Source organism: Bacillus sp. NEAU-Y102 (assembly GCF_054788175.1).
In genome coordinates this window covers 61,499-82,137 of the sequence record NZ_JBTWFK010000014.1, presented here as the reverse complement: position 1 = coordinate 82,137, position 20,639 = coordinate 61,499, and the positions used below count along the sequence as shown (strand labels likewise).

Sequence of the window (20,639 nt, the reverse complement as noted above, 5' to 3'; positions counted from 1 at the left end):
ATAGAATCCCCCTCCCTATTATTTTATAGTGCTTTCTTCACAAACCCTTTTGCGCATTTTAGTTTCTCCAGTGCTTCCCCATATTCGCACTGCAACAACACCATAACAATGGCAGCTTTTACGTTACGTTCTGCCTTTTCATAATACTCTGTCGCTACTTCATAACTAGCGCCTGTTGCTTCCACAATAATTCGTTTTGACCGTTCTACTAACTTTTCATTTGTGGATTGAACATCTACCATTAAGTTTTTATATACTTTTCCTACACCAATCATCGAAGCTGTTGAAATCATATTCAGCACTAATTTTTGTGCTGTACCTGCTTTTAAACGCGTTGATCCTGTTAATATTTCTGCACCTGTCTCTACTTCCACATTTAACTTTGCATATTTACTTATTTCAGCATTTTTATTACAAGAAATACTCGCTGTACTCGCTCCCACGCTACCTGCGTATTTCAAACCGCCAATTACATAAGGAGTTCGACCACTTGCAGCAATTCCAATCACTGTATCTTTTTCATTTAATCCAATACTTTTTAAATCTTCTTCTGCTAGCTCTTCGCGATCTTCAGCACCTTCCACCGCCTTAGTAAACGCTTTCAATCCACCTGCTATAAATCCTTGCACCATTTTATCATCCGTGCCAAATGTCGGCGGACATTCCACTGCATCTAGAATACCTAAACGACCACTCGTACCAGCACCAATGTAAATTAAACGTCCCTCTTCTTCAAAAGATTTAATAACAGTCTGTACAACCTTTTCAATTTGTTCTATCTCTTTTTCAACTGCTAACGCAACAGTTCGATCTTCTTCATTCATACTTTGCAACACTTCTTTTATGCTCATTTCATCCAGATTCATTGTTTTCTCATTACGATGTTCTGTCGATAAATTTTCTAACATATTGCCACCCTCTTTGAAATTATATTTCACACTTTTATTATAAATTTAAGAAACTAAAAATCAATAACTTTTTCTTATTTTATGAAATAAAATTTCACAACATGACATATTTTTGTCAAAGATCATAAAGTGAAACTTTAATCAGTGGGGGTTTTGTTCATCCCCACTGATTATTAGCCCGCACCAATCGGGCTTTTACGGGCAGTTGATCCCCCACCTAACTTTCTTTGCTTCCGCTGAATTTTGAAGTGGGGGTCTTACTGCCCGGCAAATAGCGGGATAAAAAAAGATGAGTCTCCTCATCTTTTCTTCTACTTTAACTTCCGTAACCGCAACGCTTCTTCTCGCGTCTCCATAAATTGATCCAATACTTTATTGCCAATTCGGTTGAAAGTAATCACATATAAAGCATCAATCATATTCAGTTGCGTCATTCTCGACGCAATACTTGCAATACGATGATCTTGTTCTACATCTGGCATACAAAGGCGAATATCCGCTTCTTTATATAGGGGTGATGATTGATCTAGTTTCGTAATTCCAATAACAGTTGCACCTTGTCTCTTTGCATACTGCGCCATTTCAAGCACATCTCTCGTTCGACCAGATGTTGAAATCGCAACAAATATATCGCCCTCTTTTAAATTTGTCACAAGCGGCAACATCATATGAAAATCAGATAGCATCATCGCTGTAAATCCGAGCCGCGTAAATTTATAAGCCCCGTCCATTGCTGGCGTAGCTGATCCGCCTACTCCGTAAAATATAATTTTATCCGCATTGACAATACGATCTGCAGCTTTCTCAAGTTCCTTCTTATCTATCGCAGTAACACTCGCCTCAATCGCAGCTTTATTCACATAAGTGACTTTATTAAACAAATCGTACGGTCCATCTTCCGTATTCATCACTGAAAAATCATTTATATTATAATCAGCAATCGTTAATTCACGAACGAGTGCTATCTTAAATGCTTTAAAACTTCCGATTCCAATCGATTTACAAAAGCGAACGACACTCGCTTCACTTGCGCCTGCATTCGTTGACACTTCTTTCGTCGTTAAATTCGGTACAATCTCTGCATTCTCCATTATGTACATGGCAACCTTCTTCTCAGCTGGTGAAAATTGATCCATATTACTTTCAATTTTAAATAGTAATGTTGAAGCTTTCACTATTTAACCTCCACTTCTTACGGTTGCGTTCACTTATTTTCTCTTGCTTCAAGAAGGTAATAACCATCATCGCCAGGAGGATGAAACACATTTACAATGCGATTCCCTTTTTGATAAACAGTTCTTTCCCCTTCTGTCCACTTCTTTTCCCAACCGTTCATCCAAATCGCAACATCAGGTAAAAAAGCAGTATATTTCAGCTTCTGACCGTACTCACCATCTGCTTCTTCCGAAAAAATAGAAACCGGAAAATCTTTCACTTTTGATTCTTTCCATGCAGTAAATGGTATACATACTGCAATAAGTACGATTACACCGATAACCTTCTCCTTCGTAATCTTCACACTTCCCTCTCCTTGTCATATCACATACATAGATTTTACCATAATTACAAACCCTTCATACTATATGACCATTGCTTTTTGGAATAAAAAAAGAGCTTACCTACATCCGATAAGCCCTTCCTCTCTATACAAAATATTTCTTCAAAAGTGGCGGTGTAATAATGGTCGTCAATATAACCACAATAACAATTGCTGTGAAATTTTCTTTCGCTAATAAATTCGCCGTAAGTCCATTTGCTGCGATGATAAGTGCTACTTCTCCGCGCGATACCATCCCCGCCCCAATACTAATAGAAGATTGGAGATTAAACCCTGTCAGTCTCGCTCCTAAACCTGATCCGATTAACTTTGTGAAAATTGCAATGAGAGTCATAATAATAATGAACCAAAGCTGACTTCCAATGCCTTGAAATGTAATTTCCATCCCAATACTAACGAAAAATACCGGCACGAATATCGCATACGCAATCGGTTCAATTTTATGTTCTACTTCTTGCTTATACTCTGTTTGAGAAATAGCAATTCCTGCTGCAAACGCTCCAATAATACCTGCAATTCCCATCATTTCACTGTAATAAGAAAAAGAAAAGCAAATAATAAGAGCCGCGCTAATTAACGCTTCAGTTACACGAAGCGGGACAAGCATTTTCATAATCCAAGGAACGACTTTCCAAGCAATAAAAACAATACTTACAAAGAAAATAATTTTCTTTGCAATGACAAGTATTATATTCACATCTTGTGTTCCTAAAAAGCTCATTACAAATGCCAATAAAATAACGACAATGACATCATCAAATACGGCAGCACCTAAAATTGTTGTACTTTCTCTCGTGTTCATTTTCCCTAGATCACGTAGCGTCTGCACCGTAATACTAACCGATGTTGCGCAAAGTAATAAACCTAAAAAAATGGCATGGGACTGCATTAATCCAAACAGCAATCCTGTTACATAACCACCGATGAAAGGAAAAATAATTCCACCAGCCGCTACTGCAAATGACGATTTCAAATTTCGATTTAACTCTTCTAAATCTGTTTCAAGTCCCGCCATAAACATAAGTAACAAAACACCAATCTCACTCAGTTCATCAATTAGTTCAGAACTATTAATAATACCGAGTACAGCCGGACCGATAATAATACCAACAATTAACTTACCAAGTACAGAAGGCTGACCAAGTCTCACACTAATGTCACCAGCTAATTTCGTACAAAGTAAAATGACGACAAGTTCAAAATAAAATAACATAGCATCTGCTCCTACTTTAACTTTAATCAGTGGGTCGTTAACCCCCGTCCATTTCTGCAAGTAGTTTCCCCTATTGATCCGCATTTTATTTGTCATATTTTTATTTGACAAAATATTCTGAATTATATTAAGATTAATCCAGCAATTTTAAAAAACTACATACCATAACTGTACCTCCATTTCCTTACATACTCTTTTCTAATGGGCTCATACTATAGTCGCAGTTATGGAAATGAAAAAACGGGGGGAGAGTCCAAAGTGAAGTCATTATTACGAAAAAAAGCGCTTAGTACTGAATCACCAAAGCAGCTAGATAGAACATTAACTGCACTCGATTTAACGTTTTTAGGGATCGGCGCCGTAATTGGGACAGGGATCTTTGTATTAACAGGTATTGTTGCAGCAAAACATTCTGGTCCTGGTATTATGCTATCATTCCTTATTGCTGCATTTACTTGTGCTTGTGTAGCCTTTTGTTATGCTGAATTTGCTTCTTCTATTCCTGTCTCAGGAAGTGTGTATACTTACGCATACATGACAGTCGGAGAAGTCGTCGCCTTCATCGTCGGATGGTGTTTAATGCTCGAATATTTACTTGCCGTTGCAGCAGTAGCTGTCGGTTGGTCTGGTTATTTGCAATCATTACTACAAGGGTTCAATATACACCTACCCGCCATAATCGCCTCGGCCCCCGGCGTAGGAAAAGGTGGTCTCATCGATTTACCAGCTGTCTGCATTTTACTTCTTATTACTGGTCTTTTAAGTTTTGGTATACGTGAAAGTGCACGCATTAATAATATTATGGTTCTTATTAAACTAGCTGTTATCATTGCCTTTATCGTAGCAGGCGCAAAATATGTAAAACCTGAAAACTGGACACCGTTCATTCCGTTCGGATACGACGGTATTATTACCGGAGCTGCCACTGTATTCTTCGCCTTTTTAGGTTTTGATGCAATCGCAACCGCTGCAGAAGAAACGAAAAAACCGCAGCGTGACTTACCAATTGGTATTATCGGTTCTCTTCTTATTTGTACTGTTTTATATATGATCGTATCTTTCGTTTTAACAGGTATGGTTCCTTATACGCAATTAGACGTTTCTGATCCAGTTGCATTTGCATTGCATTTCGTTGGTGAGGATACAATTGCAGGACTACTCGCTGTTGGAGCGATGACTGGAATGACAACCGTTCTCTTAGTCGTTATGTATGGACAAGTTCGAGTTTCGTATGCGATGAGCCGTGACGGTCTACTTCCAAAAGCGTTAGCACGTGTAAATAAAAGAGTAAAAATCCCTTTATTAAATACGTGGATTACTGGCGTTATTGCCGCTTTATTAGCAGGACTTTTAGATTTACATTTGCTAGCAAATTTAGTAAACATCGGTACGTTAACAGCCTTTACATTCGTTTGCTGCGCGGTACTTATTTTACGAAAAACACATCCTGATTTAAAACGTGGATTCCGTACACCTTTCGTACCTGTATTACCAGTTGTCGCGATTCTTTGCTGTTTATATTTGATGGCTAATTTATCTAAAACGACATGGATTAGCTTTATAGCCTGGCTTATAGTCGGGTTATGCTTCTATTTCTTCTACTCTAGAAAGCATAGCCATTTAGCTACCGAAAAAACGAATGATGAACAGAAAAAAGCATAACAAGATAGCTCGCCGTTTTAGCGGCGAGCTATCTTTCTGTACAATTATATTTTTTCGTTAACGATTGTAAAATGAAAAATATGCCGATGCAAGCTGTAAACCACGCCCAATTTCCTATTGGTGTAGAATATTTAAAAACGCCAATACCTACAAGCACTATGAAAATGATTACTTGATATATGAGCTTCCACTTTTGCATATATTCCCTCCTTTACTTCGTTCCCTTCTTTTTATTCTTCCAGGCATTCAAACTATCAAAGAAAAAGTTAATAAATAACGTTCCTAGTCCTGCTAATAAGAAAGTCATTAAAAATAAAACCCAAATACTTTTCTCTTTTAAGAAATAATATCCTACAAGGAGCACAACCGCGATCCATACATATTCAAGAATTCTTTTTAGCTTTTTCTGTTCCAAATTATTCGCTCCTTCTTTCTATGCTACTTTTAGTATAACAAAAAAGAAGCCTATCATGATAAGCTTCTTTTCTTCTCTCTTATTTGTTCATACTTTTTTCAACGAGTGAAATCGCATATTCTAATGTACGATTCATCGTTTCTACCTGTGCATCTTTTACCTTCGCATCTTTTAATACAGCTTCTGCAACTGTAATTTTTTGTTGCAATGATTTCACTGAACCATCTGTTACATTTACAGCTTGCGCTTTCTTCACTACTGCTTTTGCAGATTCAATATTGATCTGTAATTTTTCTTTCGGTGTTTTTGGTTGTTCTTCTGCCACTTTTGATTGTACGAATGTTACATTAGCTGTTTTTAATTCGTTATATGTTTGAATAATTTGTTCCCCAGTACTTCCTACATTTTCAAATGCTTGCTTAGCAGTGTTATAGCTTTTTTCTAGTTCTTGAAATGCTTCCTTTGAATATTGACCTGGCTTACCACCAAACTCATACGTACCATCTAACACTTCCTTTACTTTTCCTAGCTCCTCATATAATGCGTTGACTTGCTCTAACTTCATACGGTTAGAAAATTCATTGTACGCTGCTAATACTTCTGAAGAACTTAACGCTTTACTATATAATTTTGCAAGCGCGATTTGACCGTTTAATGGAATGCCGCCATTTCCATTGCTATCAGGATCCGCTCCAAATGCAAATGGTACGTTCGGGTTATAAACTTTCCCTTGAGCTAACTGACTATTTACTTTTTTACCATCTACGTAAATTGCCACTTCGCTTCCGTTATATGTTCCTGTTAAATGATACGTTTTGTTCGCTTCCAATTGAACGCCAACACGTTTGTAGCTACCGCCAATGTGAGCCCATAATTCAACATATCCACTTCCTGTAGACTCAAAACCAATTCCGCCGCTCTCTGTATTTTGCAAAATACCTTGTCCGCGAATTTCATTCATTGAAAACACAGTTTCTAACGTAAACGTATTTGCTATTTTCTCTTTTTGTGCTGCTGAAAATGGAATATATCCAAATGTATTAGCTTTTCCATTTAACTTCATAACATTCTTTTTCAATGCTTTATCATATTCAATAGTCACATTACCCTTCAATTCACCTTTTGTACCAAATGGTGAATTGTCTTTAAATGTACCATCTGAGAAATTCACATCAAAAATATCAGCCTTTGGTACTCTCACATTCGGATCAATGTTATCTTTTTTCGTAGTAATTTCTGCCGTTAACGGTTGCACACTTTCATTACCAAATGAATCAATCGCGACTACTTCAAACGTATATGTTCTCCCGCCATCTAATCCTGCAAGTGTAAATGTCAGTTCTTTCGGCACTGGGTCACGATAAAACTCTGAAAATGCTAGTAATTTATTTTTTATTTCTCCAGTTTGCTTATCTCTAGCTTGTACGCGATAAGAATGAACAAGAAGGTTGTCCAATGCTTGCATGAATGTTACTGTTGCTGCATTTTCTGTTACATTCGATACTGATAACTTTGCATCTTTTGCAAAAGATGGCTTTTCTTTATCACGATCTTCTACATGTGTAAAAGTTTCTTTCTTTGATGGCAACTGAATTTTCCATGGCTCGCCTGTCCAAGAATTCGTATGGAAATCGCGTCGATTAATCGTTACTTCTTTATCGTCTACTTCTACTAATAAACCTTGGCTTAATGCACGCGATTCTGAAGGAATATTCCCTTGCACTTTGCCACCCTCTACCTCCATATAGCTTACAGAAGAGGTACCAACAGATGTAAAGTCCTTTTGATGAATCGATCTTGGATCATCTAATGGATAATGTGAATGACCTGAAAACGTAATGACTTGTGGATATTCTTTTAATACTGCATTAATTTTTGCACTATCCTTTGTTCCCCATTCTTGGCTACCGTACACTGTATCTTTAATATGTTGATGTAAAAATACAAAAATCGGTTTTTCTGGATCATCTTTTTGCGCCTTTGCCATTTCTTCTTTTAACCAATTAATTTGTTTGTCCGAATAATACCCATGTGTCGTTTCATTTTCTGGAGACATTACGATAAAATGATACCCTTTTACCACTTTATGATAATAAATTGATTCCATTCCTGTTTTTTCTAAGAAACGCTTCTGTGCTCCCTCTACTGATAAACCGTTCCAATAATCATGATTACCTAGAGAATTCATTCGTACCGCATCTTTATTTGCATTGTCATTATACACTTGCATGAAACGATCATATTGCTGCACAGACCCTGAATCAGTAAAATCTCCTACAATTACGAACGCATCTTGCTTTGGTGCAAGCGTATTGAACTGTTCAATCGCTCTTTTCCAGCGAAACATATCATCTGTTCCACTATTTTTAATATGAACATCACTTACAACGGGGAAAACTATTTTCTTCTCACTTGGTGCCTTTTCTTGCTTTTTCTCTTCCGCTTTGACTGATGTACTCCACGGAAATGATACAAATGCTAATACAAAAACCATCAATAATCCAATAAGACCTTTTACTTTTCGTAAAGCAATTCTTTCCACGTGAATCCTCCTCATAATAATTGATTCATTACAAGGGCTATTTTATCTAATACATGTTAATGTCGTTTAAATAACAAATGAACTTTATTAGATTTTTGTAAATATACAGTTAATTACAAATTAAGTCCAACATTCCTCGTACTATTGTATACAACCACCTTTTGTCTAAAAGAGTCTGATCATTCTTTTCCTATGACTATTCACATATAATCTTTTCTATAACACTAATGATAAGTTAAGGTTTAAGCCTATTAGACAATCTTAATTTTTAATATTTCCTTCTTTTTTTAACACATCGGCCATGCTTTTACATTTAATAGTAGTAAAAGACCACTTAAAAGGAGGGGTTGTATTGAAGAATAAAAAAAATATCGGCTGTTTCGCTCCTTTATCTATTATTTGTCCAGCCCCTTGTCCACCGCCCCCTCCTCCAAATCCAAATTGCGAGCGAGTAACAAATGAATTTGCAGGGAATTTCCTTATAACTAATAACACCATTCCTTCTACCAAAGATGCATCACAATCAATGATACTGTGGCAAAGTGATGGGATACTACTTATATCAGGTACTGTTTCGGTTTACAATAGTACTAGCAGCACAGAATCAATTACAATTCAAATCGTTGGAGCCGCAACCAATATTTTCACTGTGTTTCCTGGTAATACAATATCGTACACAGGAAAAAACTTACAGTCAGTCAGTATTATCAATATAACAAGTAATCCTTCACTATATTTAGAAGGCAAGTACTGTTGCGAATTTACATGTTGCTTATAGAATACCAATTTCATTACTTTCTCAAAAAAAAGCATACCGTTCACGGTATGCTTTTTATGAGATTGGATAACGTACTGTAATACAAAACTCACCTTGATTAACAGTCGTTCCTGTCGTAGTAATTCGGACAGTAGTAAAATATCGGACAGTGAAAGTACCACTACTTTGTGGTTGTACAGTAATTGTATCAACTACTGTTGCCCCTACTAAAAAATCAACTGTAATCGGGTTGGCTCCCACATCGTATTTCACGTAACCTGAACCATATACTTCTTGCGTGATATTATTTGTATATACAATTTGAGTACCAGCACCTGTAATAGACCAGTCTGTACATACTTGGTCTTGCACAAGTGTTTTATTAGAACAACAAGACAAACTGGAACTTCTCATTCCCATTTTGAACCTCTCCTATTCTGCTATGAAAGTGGATAACGTGTTGTAATACAAAATTCTCCCTGATACGTTCCAGCAGGTGTTGCAGGTAACACAACTTGTATACTATCAAAGCGGCGATACGTAAAAGCAATACTCGTTCCTGGGTTTAATGTTTGTGTATCAATTGTACCCCCAGCAGAATCAAGTACCTCTACAGTAATTGGGCCTGGTCCAACATCATATTTAACAAAACCAGTACCAACTACGTTTTGGTTAATATTATTTGTATAGAGAACATTATCAATTGCTGTTGCAACTACAGTAGCAGACCACGGACTACACACTTTATCTTGCACATAATTTTTATCTGGACAACAAGTTAATGCTGACCCTGAGCACTCACAAGACATAGTTGTTTCCCCTCTCTCTTTTATATTCCCTATATGTGTATGTCCCTCAGAGTCTTTTGCCTGTACTATTCATCTATTTTCAAAAAATATTCAAATGACTAGATAGATTCCGTTTTATTTCTTTTCTTCATATATTTATAGACAAAGATACTAGCAACGATAAGAATAACGCCTCCTAATATCGGTAGCATATATTGCCCAACAACGTCCGCTGCTTTTTCCCAATGAGGACCTAATTTCATTCCAAAATAAACATATAAAGTCGTTAATGGGAACATTGCTACAAATGTATATATACTAAATTTCCATATGTTCATTTTCGCCATACCACACGGAACAGAAATAAGCGTTCGAACTCCTGGCACAAAGCGTCCAACAAATGCTACAACCGGTCCATATTTCTCAAAGAAATCATCTGCTTTTTGAATTTGCTCTTCTTTAATAAAGAAGTATTTCCCGTATTTTATTAATAGAGGACGACCGCCGTAATAACCGAGTGCATATAACGTTAAAGGTCCTGTCGTTCCGCCGAGGGTTCCAGCTAGTACAGCAAGCCAAAAATTCATATCTCCCTCGTACACCCAATAACCAACCATGGGCAAAACTACTTCTGCTGGAATAAATTCAAACGTTAATGCTAACACAACTCCAAAATAAGAAAACTGCTTTAAAAACTCGATTATATCTAAAATAATTTGCTCCATATTTTTAACTCCTATCCTACGTTTACGTTATGCTTTTCTTGTAATTGAACTGGCGCCATTTTTACAATTCGGTTCAAAATAAATAACACAATTCCAATATCATCTAAAATACCGATAAACGGTAAGAAGTCTGGAATTAAATCGAGCGGCATCGCAACATAACCAACTAAAAACGCAATAGATAAAATTTTCTTCTTTATTGAAACCTCTTTTGAAGTGAAAAAGTCAAATAGAAATGGAACAAATCGGCGAACATGAAATACAACTCTTAATCTACTAATAAGTTTTTTCATTTTTATATCTCCTCTCTTTGTATACAAAAAGGACCCTACCAAACATGGTAAGGGTCCTAAAAAAGACAATAAGGGGCCTTTACCATTGCTGGTAAAGGTCTCACTAACAACGGAACGTTGCCAATAAAGCCGAGGGTTTCTCCCTGTAATGACGACTTTACTGTAATAAGTTACTCCCCTTTATAGACAATTTTATACACTCACATTAAAATATTTCGAAGGGCTTGTCAATATATTTTATATCTCAGGCTCTCCCGCTTACTCTTCACTAAAAAAGCAAATAAACGTATAGGAAATTTCTTACTATCTCATAATATACATAATCATTTGTAAGGAAAGGAGAGACTTCATTTGCATACCGTATGGAAAGGTGCACTCTCACTTGGATTATTAAATATAGGAATTAAACTATATAGTGCTGTAGAAGAAAACGATATAAAATTTTTAAGTCTCCATAAAGAATGCTTAACACCTATTAAATATAAAAAATTTGCTCCCGATTGCACGGATGAAGAAATCGATGATACAGATATTGTAAAAGCCTATGAATACGCACCTCATAAATACATTATTATAGATGAAAAAGAATTGGCTGAATTACAAAAAGCTCACGAACCACGCTCCATTCGTATTATATCTTTTGTCCAAAATAACGAAATCGATTCTGTTCTTTATGACCGTTCTTATTTTATAGGCCCTACCCCAGGACATGAAAAATCATATTTATTATTAAAAGAGGCTCTTGAACGTACAAATAAACTTGGGCTTATTCATATTTCTATTAGAAAAAAACAACATTTAGCTATTATCCGTAACTTTGAAGATGGGCTTATGTTACAAACTATTCACTATCCTAATGAAATTCGCGATATAACAAATACACCTAACTTACCAAGTAACGAAAATTATCCTATCCAAAAACAAGAACTCACAGCAGCAATTAATTTAATCCACCACCTTACAAATCCTTTTGAACAAGAAATGTATACAGATGAGTATAAAGAAGCACTTACCGAACTAATCGAAAACAAAATTGAACAACAGGAAAAAACCGAAACAATCTCTCCAACTCCAAACATCATCAATATTATGGAGACATTACAGGCAAGTATTGAACAAGCGAAAATAAAAAGAGAAAATAAAACAGAAAAAGAGGCCAAATAAAATTGGCCTCTTTTTTCTTTAAAGCGGATTACATTTTGGTATCTCAAGTCCAGATGATTGCGCTAATTTTAATAAGTAATAACATTCTTCTCTTGCCATATGATCCGCCATTCTAGCAGATAATGTACTTAATATTTCATTCGATAACTCTAGCTCTTCAACTTCATGGAGAAAATGTGAAAATAATTTTAACTCAAGTGAAACATCTTTTGTAAACTTCTTTAATGCAGGAAAATGATGAAGCTCTGTCCGTAAATACCCTGTCATCTCAACTGCCTTTAAGTAAAATTGTTCAAAGTGCTTCGTGAATTCTTCACTTTTCTCTTTTAATCTTTTTTCAACAAGATCTAGTCCACCAGAAATAGATCCTGCATGACCAGCCGCATCTGTTAACCAAACGAGGTGATAATGTAATTCATGAAAAACAGGCGGAACTTCTCCTTTCTTTAAAAATTCTAACACTGTTATATACTCTTCTACTTCGTTTACCATATGATTGATGAAAGTTGGCGTAAAATGAATAGTGATTTTTCCCTCGAGTTGTTTCTGTATAATACTTAATTTAAACATTCTTATTTCCTTTGCGGCTCGTTCTGCCTCTTTTGAAAATGTAATGAGATTCACATTATGTACTTTATTTAAAAGATTCGTAAATGTTTCAAGAAAATAAGTGGCCTTCTTTATATCCTCTTTTTCCTTCGGAGCTAATGCATCAAGTAAAAATTGCGAATGATCAGTAAGCACCTTTAGCCAAAATTGATGCTCAAACAACGCACTTTCTTCATAATTTCTCTCCACTAAATCCCCTCCTTTTATTCGGCCTTCTCTATCACTTGAAGTTTATATCCATCTGGGTCTTGTACTACAATACTCTTCTCACTTTTGTTTTCCGTATATAAAATTTCATAAAACGCTAGCTTCTTTTTTAACTTCTCTATGTTAGAAATCGAAAATGTTAAACCATCGCATGAATTCGTAACACTCTTCTCTCTTCCTCCTAACATGCGATTCATAACAAAACTAATTCTCGTTGAATCGGCATCATACCAAACACCTGTAATATCTAATTGTGGTCTTTCTGAACTAGGTGTTATTCCTAAAATTCCTTCGTAAAAATACAGAGTTTCCTTTAAGTTCTTTACTTCTAACACAATTAAATTTTTTACATTCTCCACATTCATTCCCCCTGCACTTATTACTTTTTTATATGTGTCATAAAGGCCTATTATGTCTGAATACAATACGTAGTAATGAACATTTAAGGAGGTTTATTCGTGAATAAATATATGAGATCATTCGTGCCCTATCATAGTCCTCTCGATCCTTGTCCTCCTATCGGAAAAAAATATTATTCTACTCCTCCTAATTTATTTTTAGGCTTTCAACCGCCAAACTTACCGCAATTCACGCCAAAAGAAGCACTACAAAAAGGGACTTTATGGCCTGTTTTTTATGACTATTATGAAAATCCTTATAAAAAAGGGCGGTGACTACTGACGTGACTCAATCGCTACCAGAAGAATACTATCAGCTTTTACTGGAGCTTCAAGAACTGGACTTTGTACTAGTTGAACTCACTCTTTATTTAGATACACATCCAGATGACACCGCTGCGATTAATCAATTTAATGATTTTTCCTATAAACGGAGAGTATTAAAACAAAAGATGGAAGAAAAATACGGACCACTCCAACAGTTTGGAAACAGCTATTCTAATGCCCCTTGGGAATGGAGCAAAGGTCCTTGGCCATGGCAAATATAAAGGAGAGAAACTATGTGGATTTATGAAAAGAAATTACAATACCCAGTTAAAGTGGGAACTTGCAATCCAGCACTTGCAAAATTATTAATTGAGCAATACGGCGGTGCAGATGGCGAGTTAGCTGCTGCACTACGTTACTTAAATCAACGTTATACAATTCCTGATAAAGTCATTGGCCTTCTTACTGATATTGGCACAGAAGAATTTGCTCACCTTGAAATGATTGCTACGATGGTTTATAAGCTGACGAAAGATGCGACTCCTGAACAGATGAAGGCAGCTGGTCTTGACCCTCATTACGTCGACCATGACAGCGCTCTTCATTACCATAACGCTGCTGGTGTTCCATTTACTGCAACCTATATACAGGCTAAAGGTGATCCAATTGCCGATCTATACGAGGATATTGCAGCTGAAGAAAAAGCACGCGCAACATATCAATGGCTCATTAACTTATCAGATGATCCAGATATAAATGACAGCCTACGCTTTTTACGCGAACGAGAAATTGTCCATTCACAACGTTTCCGAGAAGCAGTTGAAATTTTAAAAGAAGAACGTGATAAAAAAATATTTTTTTAAAACATGTATCCTAGCGGTATGTGTTTTTTTATGTTAAAAGTTAAATCCTTCCTATTAAACATATAAATAGTATATTTATTCGATTTAATGCATTATTTTTTAATATTTTCAAAATTCCCTATTGCTTTCTAATCATCAGACCTTTAAAATAATAACAGTTACTCGACAAATTATTTGAATTTTCGACAAAAAATACTCATTAGGAGGATTTTCTTTATATGCGTACAACTTTAAAACCAGCGCAAATACTTTCGATTAGTTTATTACTATTCGCAGTTTTCTTCGGTGCTGGTAATATGATTTTCCCGCCCCTTCTTGGTCTTTCTTCCGGAGAAAATATGTGGGTTTCCATTACAGGGTTTATTATTACAGACGTCGGTTTATCTTTACTTGCTATCGTTGCTGTTGCCCTTGCTGGTGGTAGTTTTAACACTTTAGCGAGCCGTGTTCATCCAAAATTCGCAGCAGTATTCGCTATCATTATTTATCTTTCAATCGGCCCACTATTTGTTATTCCACGAACTGGATCTGTATCTTATGAAATTGGGATTGTACCACTTTTCCCAGATCAATGGTATTCTATGTTAGTTTTTAGTGCGATTTTCTTTACAGTCGTTTACTTCTTATCATTAAATCCATCCAAGCTAGTAGATCATATCGGTAAAATATTAACGCCAATTTTACTTGTAATTATTGCAATTATGGCAACAAAAGCGATTCTTTCACCAGGAACGTTTGCAGAGCCTATCGGTGACTATAAAGACATCCCGTTTTTCAAAGGATTTCTTGAAGGATTTTTAACGTTAGATGCAATTGGGGCTCTCGTACTATCAACAATTGTTGTAAATGCAATTCGTCAAAATGGTATACAAGAGAAGAAATCTATCGCAAAATATACAATCATTTGCGGAAGTATCGCTGCTCTATTCTTAACAATTGTTTACTTCTTACTCGGTTATATTGGAGCTTCAAACGGAAACTTAGGGCAATTCGAAAACGGTGGGCAGCTATTAGCTACTGTTATGTATCAATTCTTTGGGACAAGCGGTAATATTTTATTAAGTATCGCCATTATCTTCGCTTGTTTAACAACGGCAATTGGTGTTGTGAGTGCATTTGCAAATTACTTCACAACAGTGCTAACAAATGTTTCATACAAAAAGCTTGTACTATACGTTTGTATCTTTAGTTTCGTTATTTCAAACTTAGGATTAAGCTTATTAATTAAAATCACATTACCTGTATTAATTATTTTGTACCCAATTACGATCATTTTAGTTTTCGTATCATTTATCGATAAATATACGAAACGTAAACCTTCTGTCTACATTGGAGCGATGATCGCAGCGTTTATTATTAGCTGTATTCATGCACTTGATAATGTGGAAATGATACCAGATTTTATCGCTAATATCGTACACACCATTCCTTTTTATAACTTAGGAATTGGCTGGATCATTCCAGCAATAATCGGTGGTATAATTGGATACTTTATTCCGCAAACAGAAGCTGCAGGTGAAGTTTCTACAAAATAAAAAAAAGAAGCAAGCATGAAATCCATGCTTGCTTCTTTTTCTCTTCACATCGTATGTTTAAAAGTAAATAAATCTTCTTTTGACTGCACAACAGATTGTTCCGCTTCTACTACGTCCTTCTTTATCTCTCCTCCTAATCTTACTTTCAACATCGCCTCTTCTATACTTTTTACAATCATATTTCCTGAAAAAATAGTAAGTCCAAAAAATGTAATCGGAACGAGAGGGATCCACGGATTCACTGTTAATGACCTAAAGTATACTCCAATTAAACCTGACCATTCATGCGTATAAGATTCCACCTCTTTTATTTGTCCACCAAACATTACAGTCCCACCAAAGAACACTTCAAGTAATCCTAAGTGCAGTAAAATAGTAAGAGTCTGCGTAAACTGCTGAAGAAATATGAGTATAAACGGCATATAGAGATGCGGAAAAATATGTTTTATAACAATATGTCTTCTCGATCCACCTAATATGCGCGCGGCATCAACAAATTCTTCCGTTCGCAATTTACGAACTTCCTTCGCAACATACAGTGCAATAACTGGCATTACAAGCAGTACAAGTAATACCACTTGAAACGAAGCCCTTTCAAAAAAGGTTGTTGTCTCCTCTCCGCTTCCAAATGCATTTGCAGATTGAAGAAAAAAATACGCAATCATAACTGTCGGAATAACTGTAAAACTATCAAAGAAAGCCTCAATTTTTGAAAATTCTCTTTTTATATACGTTCCGAGTACGACACCGAAAAACACACCTATTACCATTCTAAGTGCCGCAATTAAAATAGATATACCAATCGTCCACTTCGCGCCCTCAATGACTAAATGTAACAGGTCATACCCTTTCCGGTCTGTCCCGAGTAAAAATTGTAATGAAGGTGGAAAAGGTGGCACTTGTGGATTTTCATCCGCATCATATTGCAATGTAACTTGTCTAATATGTCCATCATTCCATAACGTATTTCCGATGCTCAAAAGAACTAATAGGAGAAGAAACCCAATGCTTATCCAAAATCTTTTATCACGTTTTATATACGTCCACATATTATAATCTCTCCTTCATCGCAGCCGGAATGAGATAATGAAACAATTTAAATAAAATAAAAATCGGAATATATATAAGAAGCACACTAACGATGAAAACCTCAACTCCAATACCGAAATACGATTTCAAAAACATAAAAATACCACCCGTATTAAAAATCCATTCTATAATATATAAATTAGATAACATAAAAAAGATATTCGTTTTCGCAAAGAATAATGTACTAAGCAACACATTTCGTAAAATATGACGATTTAAAATATGAAAGCGCCCCAGCCCTTTTGCCTTAGCAAATAGTACATAATCTTTTTCTAGTTCATTTTCAAAACGAAGCACGACCATTTTTACAAACATAATCGTAGTCGGGATGCTCAAACACAATATTGGCAATCCCCTAATCGACTCGCCTCCAATTGAAGCAATTTGAAAAGGTAAAAAACCTGTTTGTTTAAAAAACCATACAACTAAAATTTGTGATACTAAAATAAGAAGGATATCTGGAATGGATTCTAGGAAGATAAGAAATGATTTAATTCGATGTTGTATACGCGGTGAACTACTCATAATTACATAAACGATACAAAATGCTACAAATAATGAAATGAAAAAAGCAGCCAAAAAAATAATAATCGTTTCTTTATAATGGACGAACAACTGTGGAAATAAAAATTTACCTCTCACATATTGCAAATTGGAAATATCCATTAAGTTCACAAACACTTCTTTTAAACTCTGTATGTACTTTGATACATCCACCTTAAATCCATAAAACAATTTCGGCAAAGCCCCTAAAATAATAATCCCCAAAATCGAAATAAGAAATTGAATCGTCACTTCCATTCCATTCAAAAATACCTTTTTGACCATTTTCGCCCTTCTCTCTCTATAATTTACCCCTTAATTTTATTCTTAATTTTCTGAATTGTAAATATTCAATAGATAAAAAATCGCTAGGTTATGACCCTAACGATTCTTTGTGTAACTGTTTTTCTCTTTTCACAAATGGCATATACAAAATAAAACATCCAATAAGTGCAGCTATCTCTAATGAAATAATATAGTAAGGATGCGGCCCTAACATATCGAGTAATGAAGCTGTTTCTGGCTTATGAGCTAAAAACATATAATTACCACCTGTTTTGTAATTTACAAACGAAACAATCGGAATCAATATGTTTAAAAATATCATCGTACGTTTAATAGATTGTAATGTAGGACGATACCCTTCTACCCAAGTCATAAAGAGCGGTGCCCAAATGAGTAATACATGTGCGATGAAATATTCAATGAAACGAAAATGTGGAAAAGTATACTGCAAGTTCGGCGTTAAAATGGCTTGTGATGCACCAATAATTCCTGTAAAAAATACAATCTCATATATGCGGTAACTTTTCGTTACAATCATAATCGACGCTAATAATAAACTAATCGTACATAACTCAAACGGTAATGAAGTGCCTAGCTCAAAAATCCCTGCTTTCCATTCCCACATATAGAGCCCAATTTCACTCCCTATAAATAGAAATGCAATCGCATATCGAACCGTTATATTCCACTCACTTTGACGCAATAAATCTTGGTATTGATACAGAAAAAATATCCCCACCAACATAATAAATAATATAAGGACGTGTTGTCTTGAGTATGGAATAAACGATTTTAATGGATGCGCACTAAAATAAGCTTCCATCTTCCTTCCTCCTCTCCTTCATACAATATTATTGTAAGAAAGAAACAACGAGTCAATTCATTTGCTTATACTAGGACAACCTCTACCTTACATTTACATATTCATACCTTACAAAACTGTAAGGTTATTGTAAGCTAAAACGATTTGTCAGATTCTTCACCTCTTCTATACTTAATGTAGATACTAAAACGAACGAAAAGGTGATAAATAGATGAAAAAGAAAAATAAAGTGTTAATTACTAGTGTAGTAGCAATTGGAATTGCAGCTGGATCATACTTTGCATTTGCTGGTGGTGGCGGTTCAGAAGTAGCAATGGCATATAGCGGATATAAAGTAACTGAAAAACAAATCCAAAACGCGCAAAAATTTGGTGGCGAAGTTATTCCAAACGGAATTGAAACTATTTCATTCGATCCAACAAAAGGAACATATGAATTAGCTGTAAAAAAAGGCGATGAAGTGAAAAAAGGTCAGCTTCTGTTTAAATACAATGACCCTACTGCTAAACAAGGTGTAGCAGAAGCAGAAATGCAAAAGAAAATCGCACAAAAAGAAGTAACGTTGTTTCAAAAACAAATTGATGCAGCGAAACAAAAATTACAAAAAGATAAAAATGCAGGCCTTCCTTCTGAAGCATTAAAAGCATCAGAAGTTGAAGTTGGGCAATTAGAATCACAACTTGAAATGAAAAAGTTTGAAGTTGAAAAAGCTGATGAAATGATTAAAGCAGCAAAAGAAAAAGTAAACACACTTTCTGTAACAAGTCCTGCTGATGGCGTAATTGATGATATCGTGAAAACTGCTGACGAAAAAACAGGTATGAGCGGAATTACTCTTCGTCATGCTGGTCAATTCAAGGTAAAAGGTCAACTTTCTGAATATGAGCTTGCTAGTATGAAAGTTGGGCAAGAAGTAACTGTTTCCTCAAAAACTGTCGCTGGTAAGACTTGGACAGGAAAAGTAACAGAAATCGGTTCTACACCATTAAAGAGCATGGATGAAAATAAAACTGTTTCTAACTATCAATTCACTGTCACATTAGATAATAGTGACGAACTACAAAACGGCTTCCACGTATACGTAACAAGTAAATCTGGCGAAGCAACTGGTACAATTGTTCCGAAAAGCAGTATCGTGAAAAAAGGTGACAAAAATGTTGTCTTCGTTGTAAAAGACGGTAAAGCGAAAGAACAAGCAGTTACTGTTGAATTCGAGACTGATAGCGAATCAAAAGTTTCTGGAGTGAAAAAAGGAGAGGAAATTATCTCTAAACCTGAAAAAGACTTAAAAGATGGTATGGAGGTTGTCGCCCAGTGATTAACTTAAAAGGCATCACGAAATCCTTCCAAAATGGTGCAGAATCCGTTCAAATATTACACGGAATTGACGTAACACTGAATCAAGGAGAATTCACTTCTATTATGGGACCTTCTGGTTCTGGTAAATCAACATTAATGAACATTATTGGTTGCTTAGATAAACCGACGACGGGTACGTACGAACTAGCTGGACAAAACATTTCAAACATGTCTGAAACAGAACTTGCACATGTTCGTAATAAAGAAATCGGATTCGTATTCCAAAACTTCATGTTATTACCGAGACTTACAGCACTTCAAAATGTAGAGCTACCTCTTATTTACGCTGGAGTTGATAAAAAAGAAAGACGCGAACGCTCATTAGCCGCTTTAACAAAAGTCGGTTTAGCTGATCGCGCTACTCACTTACCAAACGAATTATCCGGTGGTCAAAAGCAACGTGTCGCCGTTGCCCGCGCAATCGTAAATAACCCAAAATTCATTTTAGCCGATGAACCGACGGGAGCACTTGATACGAAAACAAGTACACAAATTATGGACCTCTTTTACGAATTAAATAAACAAGGCTCAACAATCATTATGATTACCCATGACCGTGAAATCGGGGAAGCTGCAGCACGTCAAATTGTAATTCGTGACGGAAATGTCGTCCAAGATTGGAGAGGTTAATTTTGA

Annotated in this window: 26 protein-coding genes; 9 read left to right on the top strand and 17 right to left on the bottom strand. The window is 35.7% G+C overall.

Annotation, left to right across the window (positions count from 1 at the left end; all coding sequences use genetic code 11):
• Nucleotides 1-23 precede the first annotated feature (23 nt).
• The 4 genes from murQ to ACYFX0_RS27250 form a co-directional block, all read right to left on the bottom strand.
• Entirely contained in the window at nt 24-908 is an 885-nt protein-coding gene (gene murQ / locus ACYFX0_RS27265) for an N-acetylmuramic acid 6-phosphate etherase (protein ID WP_106082146.1), read from the bottom strand.
• 311 nt (nt 909-1,219) lie between these two features.
• Nucleotides 1,220-2,083, bottom strand: coding sequence for a MurR/RpiR family transcriptional regulator (locus tag ACYFX0_RS27260; RefSeq protein WP_000648167.1), 864 nt, complete (start codon nt 2,081-2,083; stop codon nt 1,220-1,222).
• Nucleotides 2,084-2,112: 29 nt separating this feature from the next.
• A complete protein-coding gene (locus ACYFX0_RS27255) occupies nt 2,113-2,427 on the bottom strand; it encodes a hypothetical protein (protein ID WP_000704958.1) in 315 nt (104 codons plus the stop codon).
• A gap of 124 nt (nt 2,428-2,551) precedes the next feature.
• Nucleotides 2,552-3,775, bottom strand: coding sequence for a cation:proton antiporter (locus ACYFX0_RS27250; RefSeq protein ID WP_430981370.1), 1,224 nt, complete (start codon nt 3,773-3,775; stop codon nt 2,552-2,554).
• 105 nt (nt 3,776-3,880) lie between these two features.
• On the opposite strand from ACYFX0_RS27250, the gene ACYFX0_RS27245 reads away from it, so the two are divergent.
• A complete protein-coding gene (locus ACYFX0_RS27245) occupies nt 3,881-5,341 on the top strand; it encodes an amino acid permease (RefSeq protein WP_247727747.1) in 1,461 nt (486 codons plus the stop codon).
• A gap of 28 nt (nt 5,342-5,369) precedes the next feature.
• On the opposite strand, the gene ACYFX0_RS27240 is transcribed toward ACYFX0_RS27245, so the two are convergent.
• From ACYFX0_RS27240 to ACYFX0_RS27225, 4 genes are all read right to left on the bottom strand, one after another.
• Entirely contained in the window at nt 5,370-5,540 is a 171-nt protein-coding gene (locus ACYFX0_RS27240) for a hypothetical protein (RefSeq protein WP_001174833.1), read from the bottom strand.
• A gap of 12 nt (nt 5,541-5,552) precedes the next feature.
• Nucleotides 5,553-5,756 carry a hypothetical protein gene (locus ACYFX0_RS27235; protein WP_000435797.1) on the bottom strand — a complete coding sequence of 68 codons (204 nt, stop codon included), beginning with the start codon at nt 5,754-5,756 and terminating at the stop codon, nt 5,553-5,555.
• A 79-nt stretch (nt 5,757-5,835) separates the two neighbouring features.
• Nucleotides 5,836-8,298 (bottom strand): LamG-like jellyroll fold domain-containing protein, encoded by a 2,463-nt coding sequence (locus tag ACYFX0_RS27230; protein ID WP_142398814.1) that lies wholly within the window; start codon nt 8,296-8,298, stop codon nt 5,836-5,838.
• 261 nt (nt 8,299-8,559) lie between these two features.
• Nucleotides 8,560-8,808 carry a hypothetical protein gene (locus ACYFX0_RS27225; RefSeq protein ID WP_003276823.1) on the bottom strand — a complete coding sequence of 83 codons (249 nt, stop codon included), beginning with the start codon at nt 8,806-8,808 and terminating at the stop codon, nt 8,560-8,562.
• Here ACYFX0_RS27225 and ACYFX0_RS27220 point away from each other — a divergent pair.
• Nucleotides 8,693-9,076, top strand: a complete 384-nt coding sequence (locus ACYFX0_RS27220) for an S-Ena type endospore appendage (protein ID WP_223697876.1) — start codon at nt 8,693-8,695, stop codon at nt 9,074-9,076. The two genes, ACYFX0_RS27225 and ACYFX0_RS27220, sit on opposite strands and share 116 nt — an antisense overlap.
• A 54-nt stretch (nt 9,077-9,130) precedes the next feature.
• On the opposite strand, the gene ACYFX0_RS27215 is transcribed toward ACYFX0_RS27220, so the two are convergent.
• The 4 genes from ACYFX0_RS27215 to ACYFX0_RS27200 all read right to left on the bottom strand — a co-directional run bounded on the left by ACYFX0_RS27215 (nt 9,131) and on the right by ACYFX0_RS27200 (nt 10,861).
• Nucleotides 9,131-9,475 carry a DUF3992 domain-containing protein gene (locus ACYFX0_RS27215; RefSeq protein ID WP_000525819.1) on the bottom strand — a complete coding sequence of 115 codons (345 nt, stop codon included), beginning with the start codon at nt 9,473-9,475 and terminating at the stop codon, nt 9,131-9,133.
• 20 nt (nt 9,476-9,495) lie between these two features.
• Nucleotides 9,496-9,864: a DUF3992 domain-containing protein gene (locus ACYFX0_RS27210; RefSeq protein WP_001277542.1), complete on the bottom strand. Its 369-nt coding sequence runs from the start codon at nt 9,862-9,864 to the stop codon at nt 9,496-9,498.
• A gap of 98 nt (nt 9,865-9,962) precedes the next feature.
• A complete protein-coding gene (locus tag ACYFX0_RS27205) occupies nt 9,963-10,568 on the bottom strand; it encodes a DedA family protein (protein WP_000435017.1) in 606 nt (201 codons plus the stop codon).
• 11 nt (nt 10,569-10,579) lie between these two features.
• Complete coding sequence (locus ACYFX0_RS27200) at nt 10,580-10,861, bottom strand: YkvA family protein (RefSeq protein WP_000733844.1); 282 nt, start codon at nt 10,859-10,861, stop codon at nt 10,580-10,582.
• Between the two features lie 351 nt (nt 10,862-11,212).
• On the opposite strand from ACYFX0_RS27200, the gene ku reads away from it, so the two are divergent.
• Nucleotides 11,213-12,025 carry a non-homologous end joining protein Ku gene (ku, locus tag ACYFX0_RS27195; RefSeq protein ID WP_000557750.1) on the top strand — a complete coding sequence of 271 codons (813 nt, stop codon included), beginning with the start codon at nt 11,213-11,215 and terminating at the stop codon, nt 12,023-12,025.
• 18 nt (nt 12,026-12,043) lie between these two features.
• On the opposite strand, the gene ACYFX0_RS27190 is transcribed toward ku, so the two are convergent.
• Both ACYFX0_RS27190 and ACYFX0_RS27185 read right to left on the bottom strand, forming a co-directional pair.
• Nucleotides 12,044-12,823 carry a DUF2935 domain-containing protein gene (locus ACYFX0_RS27190; protein WP_106082141.1) on the bottom strand — a complete coding sequence of 260 codons (780 nt, stop codon included), beginning with the start codon at nt 12,821-12,823 and terminating at the stop codon, nt 12,044-12,046.
• Between the two features lie 14 nt (nt 12,824-12,837).
• Nucleotides 12,838-13,206, bottom strand: a complete 369-nt coding sequence (locus tag ACYFX0_RS27185) for a VOC family protein (protein ID WP_003276813.1) — start codon at nt 13,204-13,206, stop codon at nt 12,838-12,840.
• Between the two features lie 93 nt (nt 13,207-13,299).
• Between ACYFX0_RS27185 and ACYFX0_RS27180 the strand changes: the two genes are divergently transcribed.
• The 4 genes from ACYFX0_RS27180 to brnQ2 all read left to right on the top strand — a co-directional run bounded on the left by ACYFX0_RS27180 (nt 13,300) and on the right by brnQ2 (nt 15,904).
• Entirely contained in the window at nt 13,300-13,515 is a 216-nt protein-coding gene (locus ACYFX0_RS27180) for a spore coat associated protein CotJA (RefSeq protein ID WP_001046257.1), read from the top strand.
• Between the two features lie 8 nt (nt 13,516-13,523).
• Complete coding sequence (locus ACYFX0_RS27175) at nt 13,524-13,787, top strand: spore coat protein CotJB (RefSeq protein ID WP_000194492.1); 264 nt, start codon at nt 13,524-13,526, stop codon at nt 13,785-13,787.
• A 12-nt stretch (nt 13,788-13,799) separates the two neighbouring features.
• Nucleotides 13,800-14,369, top strand: a complete 570-nt coding sequence (gene cotJC / locus ACYFX0_RS27170) for a spore coat protein CotJC (protein ID WP_000265275.1) — start codon at nt 13,800-13,802, stop codon at nt 14,367-14,369.
• Nucleotides 14,370-14,587: 218 nt separating this feature from the next.
• Entirely contained in the window at nt 14,588-15,904 is a 1,317-nt protein-coding gene (gene brnQ2, locus ACYFX0_RS27165; RefSeq protein WP_001260941.1) for a branched-chain amino acid transport system II carrier protein BrnQ2, read from the top strand.
• 44 nt (nt 15,905-15,948) lie between these two features.
• Here the strand turns inward: brnQ2 and ACYFX0_RS27160 are convergent, their stop codons facing one another.
• The 3 genes from ACYFX0_RS27160 to ACYFX0_RS27150 form a co-directional block, all read right to left on the bottom strand.
• The gene (locus ACYFX0_RS27160) at nt 15,949-16,953 is read right to left on the bottom strand and encodes an ABC transporter permease (RefSeq protein WP_460272024.1); all 1,005 of its coding nucleotides are present in this window, start codon (nt 16,951-16,953) and stop codon (nt 15,949-15,951) included.
• A 1-nt stretch (nt 16,954) separates the two neighbouring features.
• Nucleotides 16,955-17,821, bottom strand: coding sequence for an ABC transporter permease subunit (locus ACYFX0_RS27155; protein WP_106103411.1), 867 nt, complete (start codon nt 17,819-17,821; stop codon nt 16,955-16,957).
• An 88-nt stretch (nt 17,822-17,909) separates the two neighbouring features.
• Nucleotides 17,910-18,644, bottom strand: coding sequence for a YwaF family protein (locus tag ACYFX0_RS27150; protein WP_086397337.1), 735 nt, complete (start codon nt 18,642-18,644; stop codon nt 17,910-17,912).
• A gap of 211 nt (nt 18,645-18,855) precedes the next feature.
• Here ACYFX0_RS27150 and ACYFX0_RS27145 point away from each other — a divergent pair, with 211 nt between their 5' ends.
• Nucleotides 18,856-19,962, top strand: a complete 1,107-nt coding sequence (locus ACYFX0_RS27145) for an efflux RND transporter periplasmic adaptor subunit (protein WP_086397336.1) — start codon at nt 18,856-18,858, stop codon at nt 19,960-19,962.
• Nucleotides 19,959-20,633 carry an ABC transporter ATP-binding protein gene (locus ACYFX0_RS27140; RefSeq protein ID WP_000609101.1) on the top strand — a complete coding sequence of 225 codons (675 nt, stop codon included), beginning with the start codon at nt 19,959-19,961 and terminating at the stop codon, nt 20,631-20,633. Before ACYFX0_RS27145 ends, ACYFX0_RS27140 begins: the two co-directional genes overlap by 4 nt.
• Nucleotides 20,634-20,639 lie beyond the last annotated feature (6 nt).

Coding starts and splice junctions, on each gene's coding strand:
- murQ (WP_106082146.1), bottom strand. CDS start 908: ATGTTAGAAAATTTATCGACAGAACATCGTAATGAGAAAACAATGAAT.
- ACYFX0_RS27250 (WP_430981370.1), bottom strand. CDS start 3,775: ATGACAAATAAAATGCGGATCAATAGGGGAAACTACTTGCAGAAATGG.
- ACYFX0_RS27245 (WP_247727747.1), top strand. CDS start 3,881: ATGGGCTCATACTATAGTCGCAGTTATGGAAATGAAAAAACGGGGGGA.
- ACYFX0_RS27240 (WP_001174833.1), bottom strand. CDS start 5,540: ATGCAAAAGTGGAAGCTCATATATCAAGTAATCATTTTCATAGTGCTT.
- ACYFX0_RS27215 (WP_000525819.1), bottom strand. CDS start 9,475: ATGGGAATGAGAAGTTCCAGTTTGTCTTGTTGTTCTAATAAAACACTT.
- ACYFX0_RS27210 (WP_001277542.1), bottom strand. CDS start 9,864: ATGTCTTGTGAGTGCTCAGGGTCAGCATTAACTTGTTGTCCAGATAAA.
- ACYFX0_RS27205 (WP_000435017.1), bottom strand. CDS start 10,568: ATGGAGCAAATTATTTTAGATATAATCGAGTTTTTAAAGCAGTTTTCT.
- ACYFX0_RS27200 (WP_000733844.1), bottom strand. CDS start 10,861: ATGAAAAAACTTATTAGTAGATTAAGAGTTGTATTTCATGTTCGCCGA.
- ACYFX0_RS27185 (WP_003276813.1), bottom strand. CDS start 13,206: ATGAATGTGGAGAATGTAAAAAATTTAATTGTGTTAGAAGTAAAGAAC.
- cotJC (WP_000265275.1), top strand. CDS start 13,800: ATGTGGATTTATGAAAAGAAATTACAATACCCAGTTAAAGTGGGAACT.
- brnQ2 (WP_001260941.1), top strand. CDS start 14,588: ATGCGTACAACTTTAAAACCAGCGCAAATACTTTCGATTAGTTTATTA.
- ACYFX0_RS27160 (WP_460272024.1), bottom strand. CDS start 16,953: ATGTGGACGTATATAAAACGTGATAAAAGATTTTGGATAAGCATTGGG.
- ACYFX0_RS27155 (WP_106103411.1), bottom strand. CDS start 17,821: ATGGTCAAAAAGGTATTTTTGAATGGAATGGAAGTGACGATTCAATTT.
- ACYFX0_RS27150 (WP_086397337.1), bottom strand. CDS start 18,644: ATGGAAGCTTATTTTAGTGCGCATCCATTAAAATCGTTTATTCCATAC.
- ACYFX0_RS27145 (WP_086397336.1), top strand. CDS start 18,856: ATGAAAAAGAAAAATAAAGTGTTAATTACTAGTGTAGTAGCAATTGGA.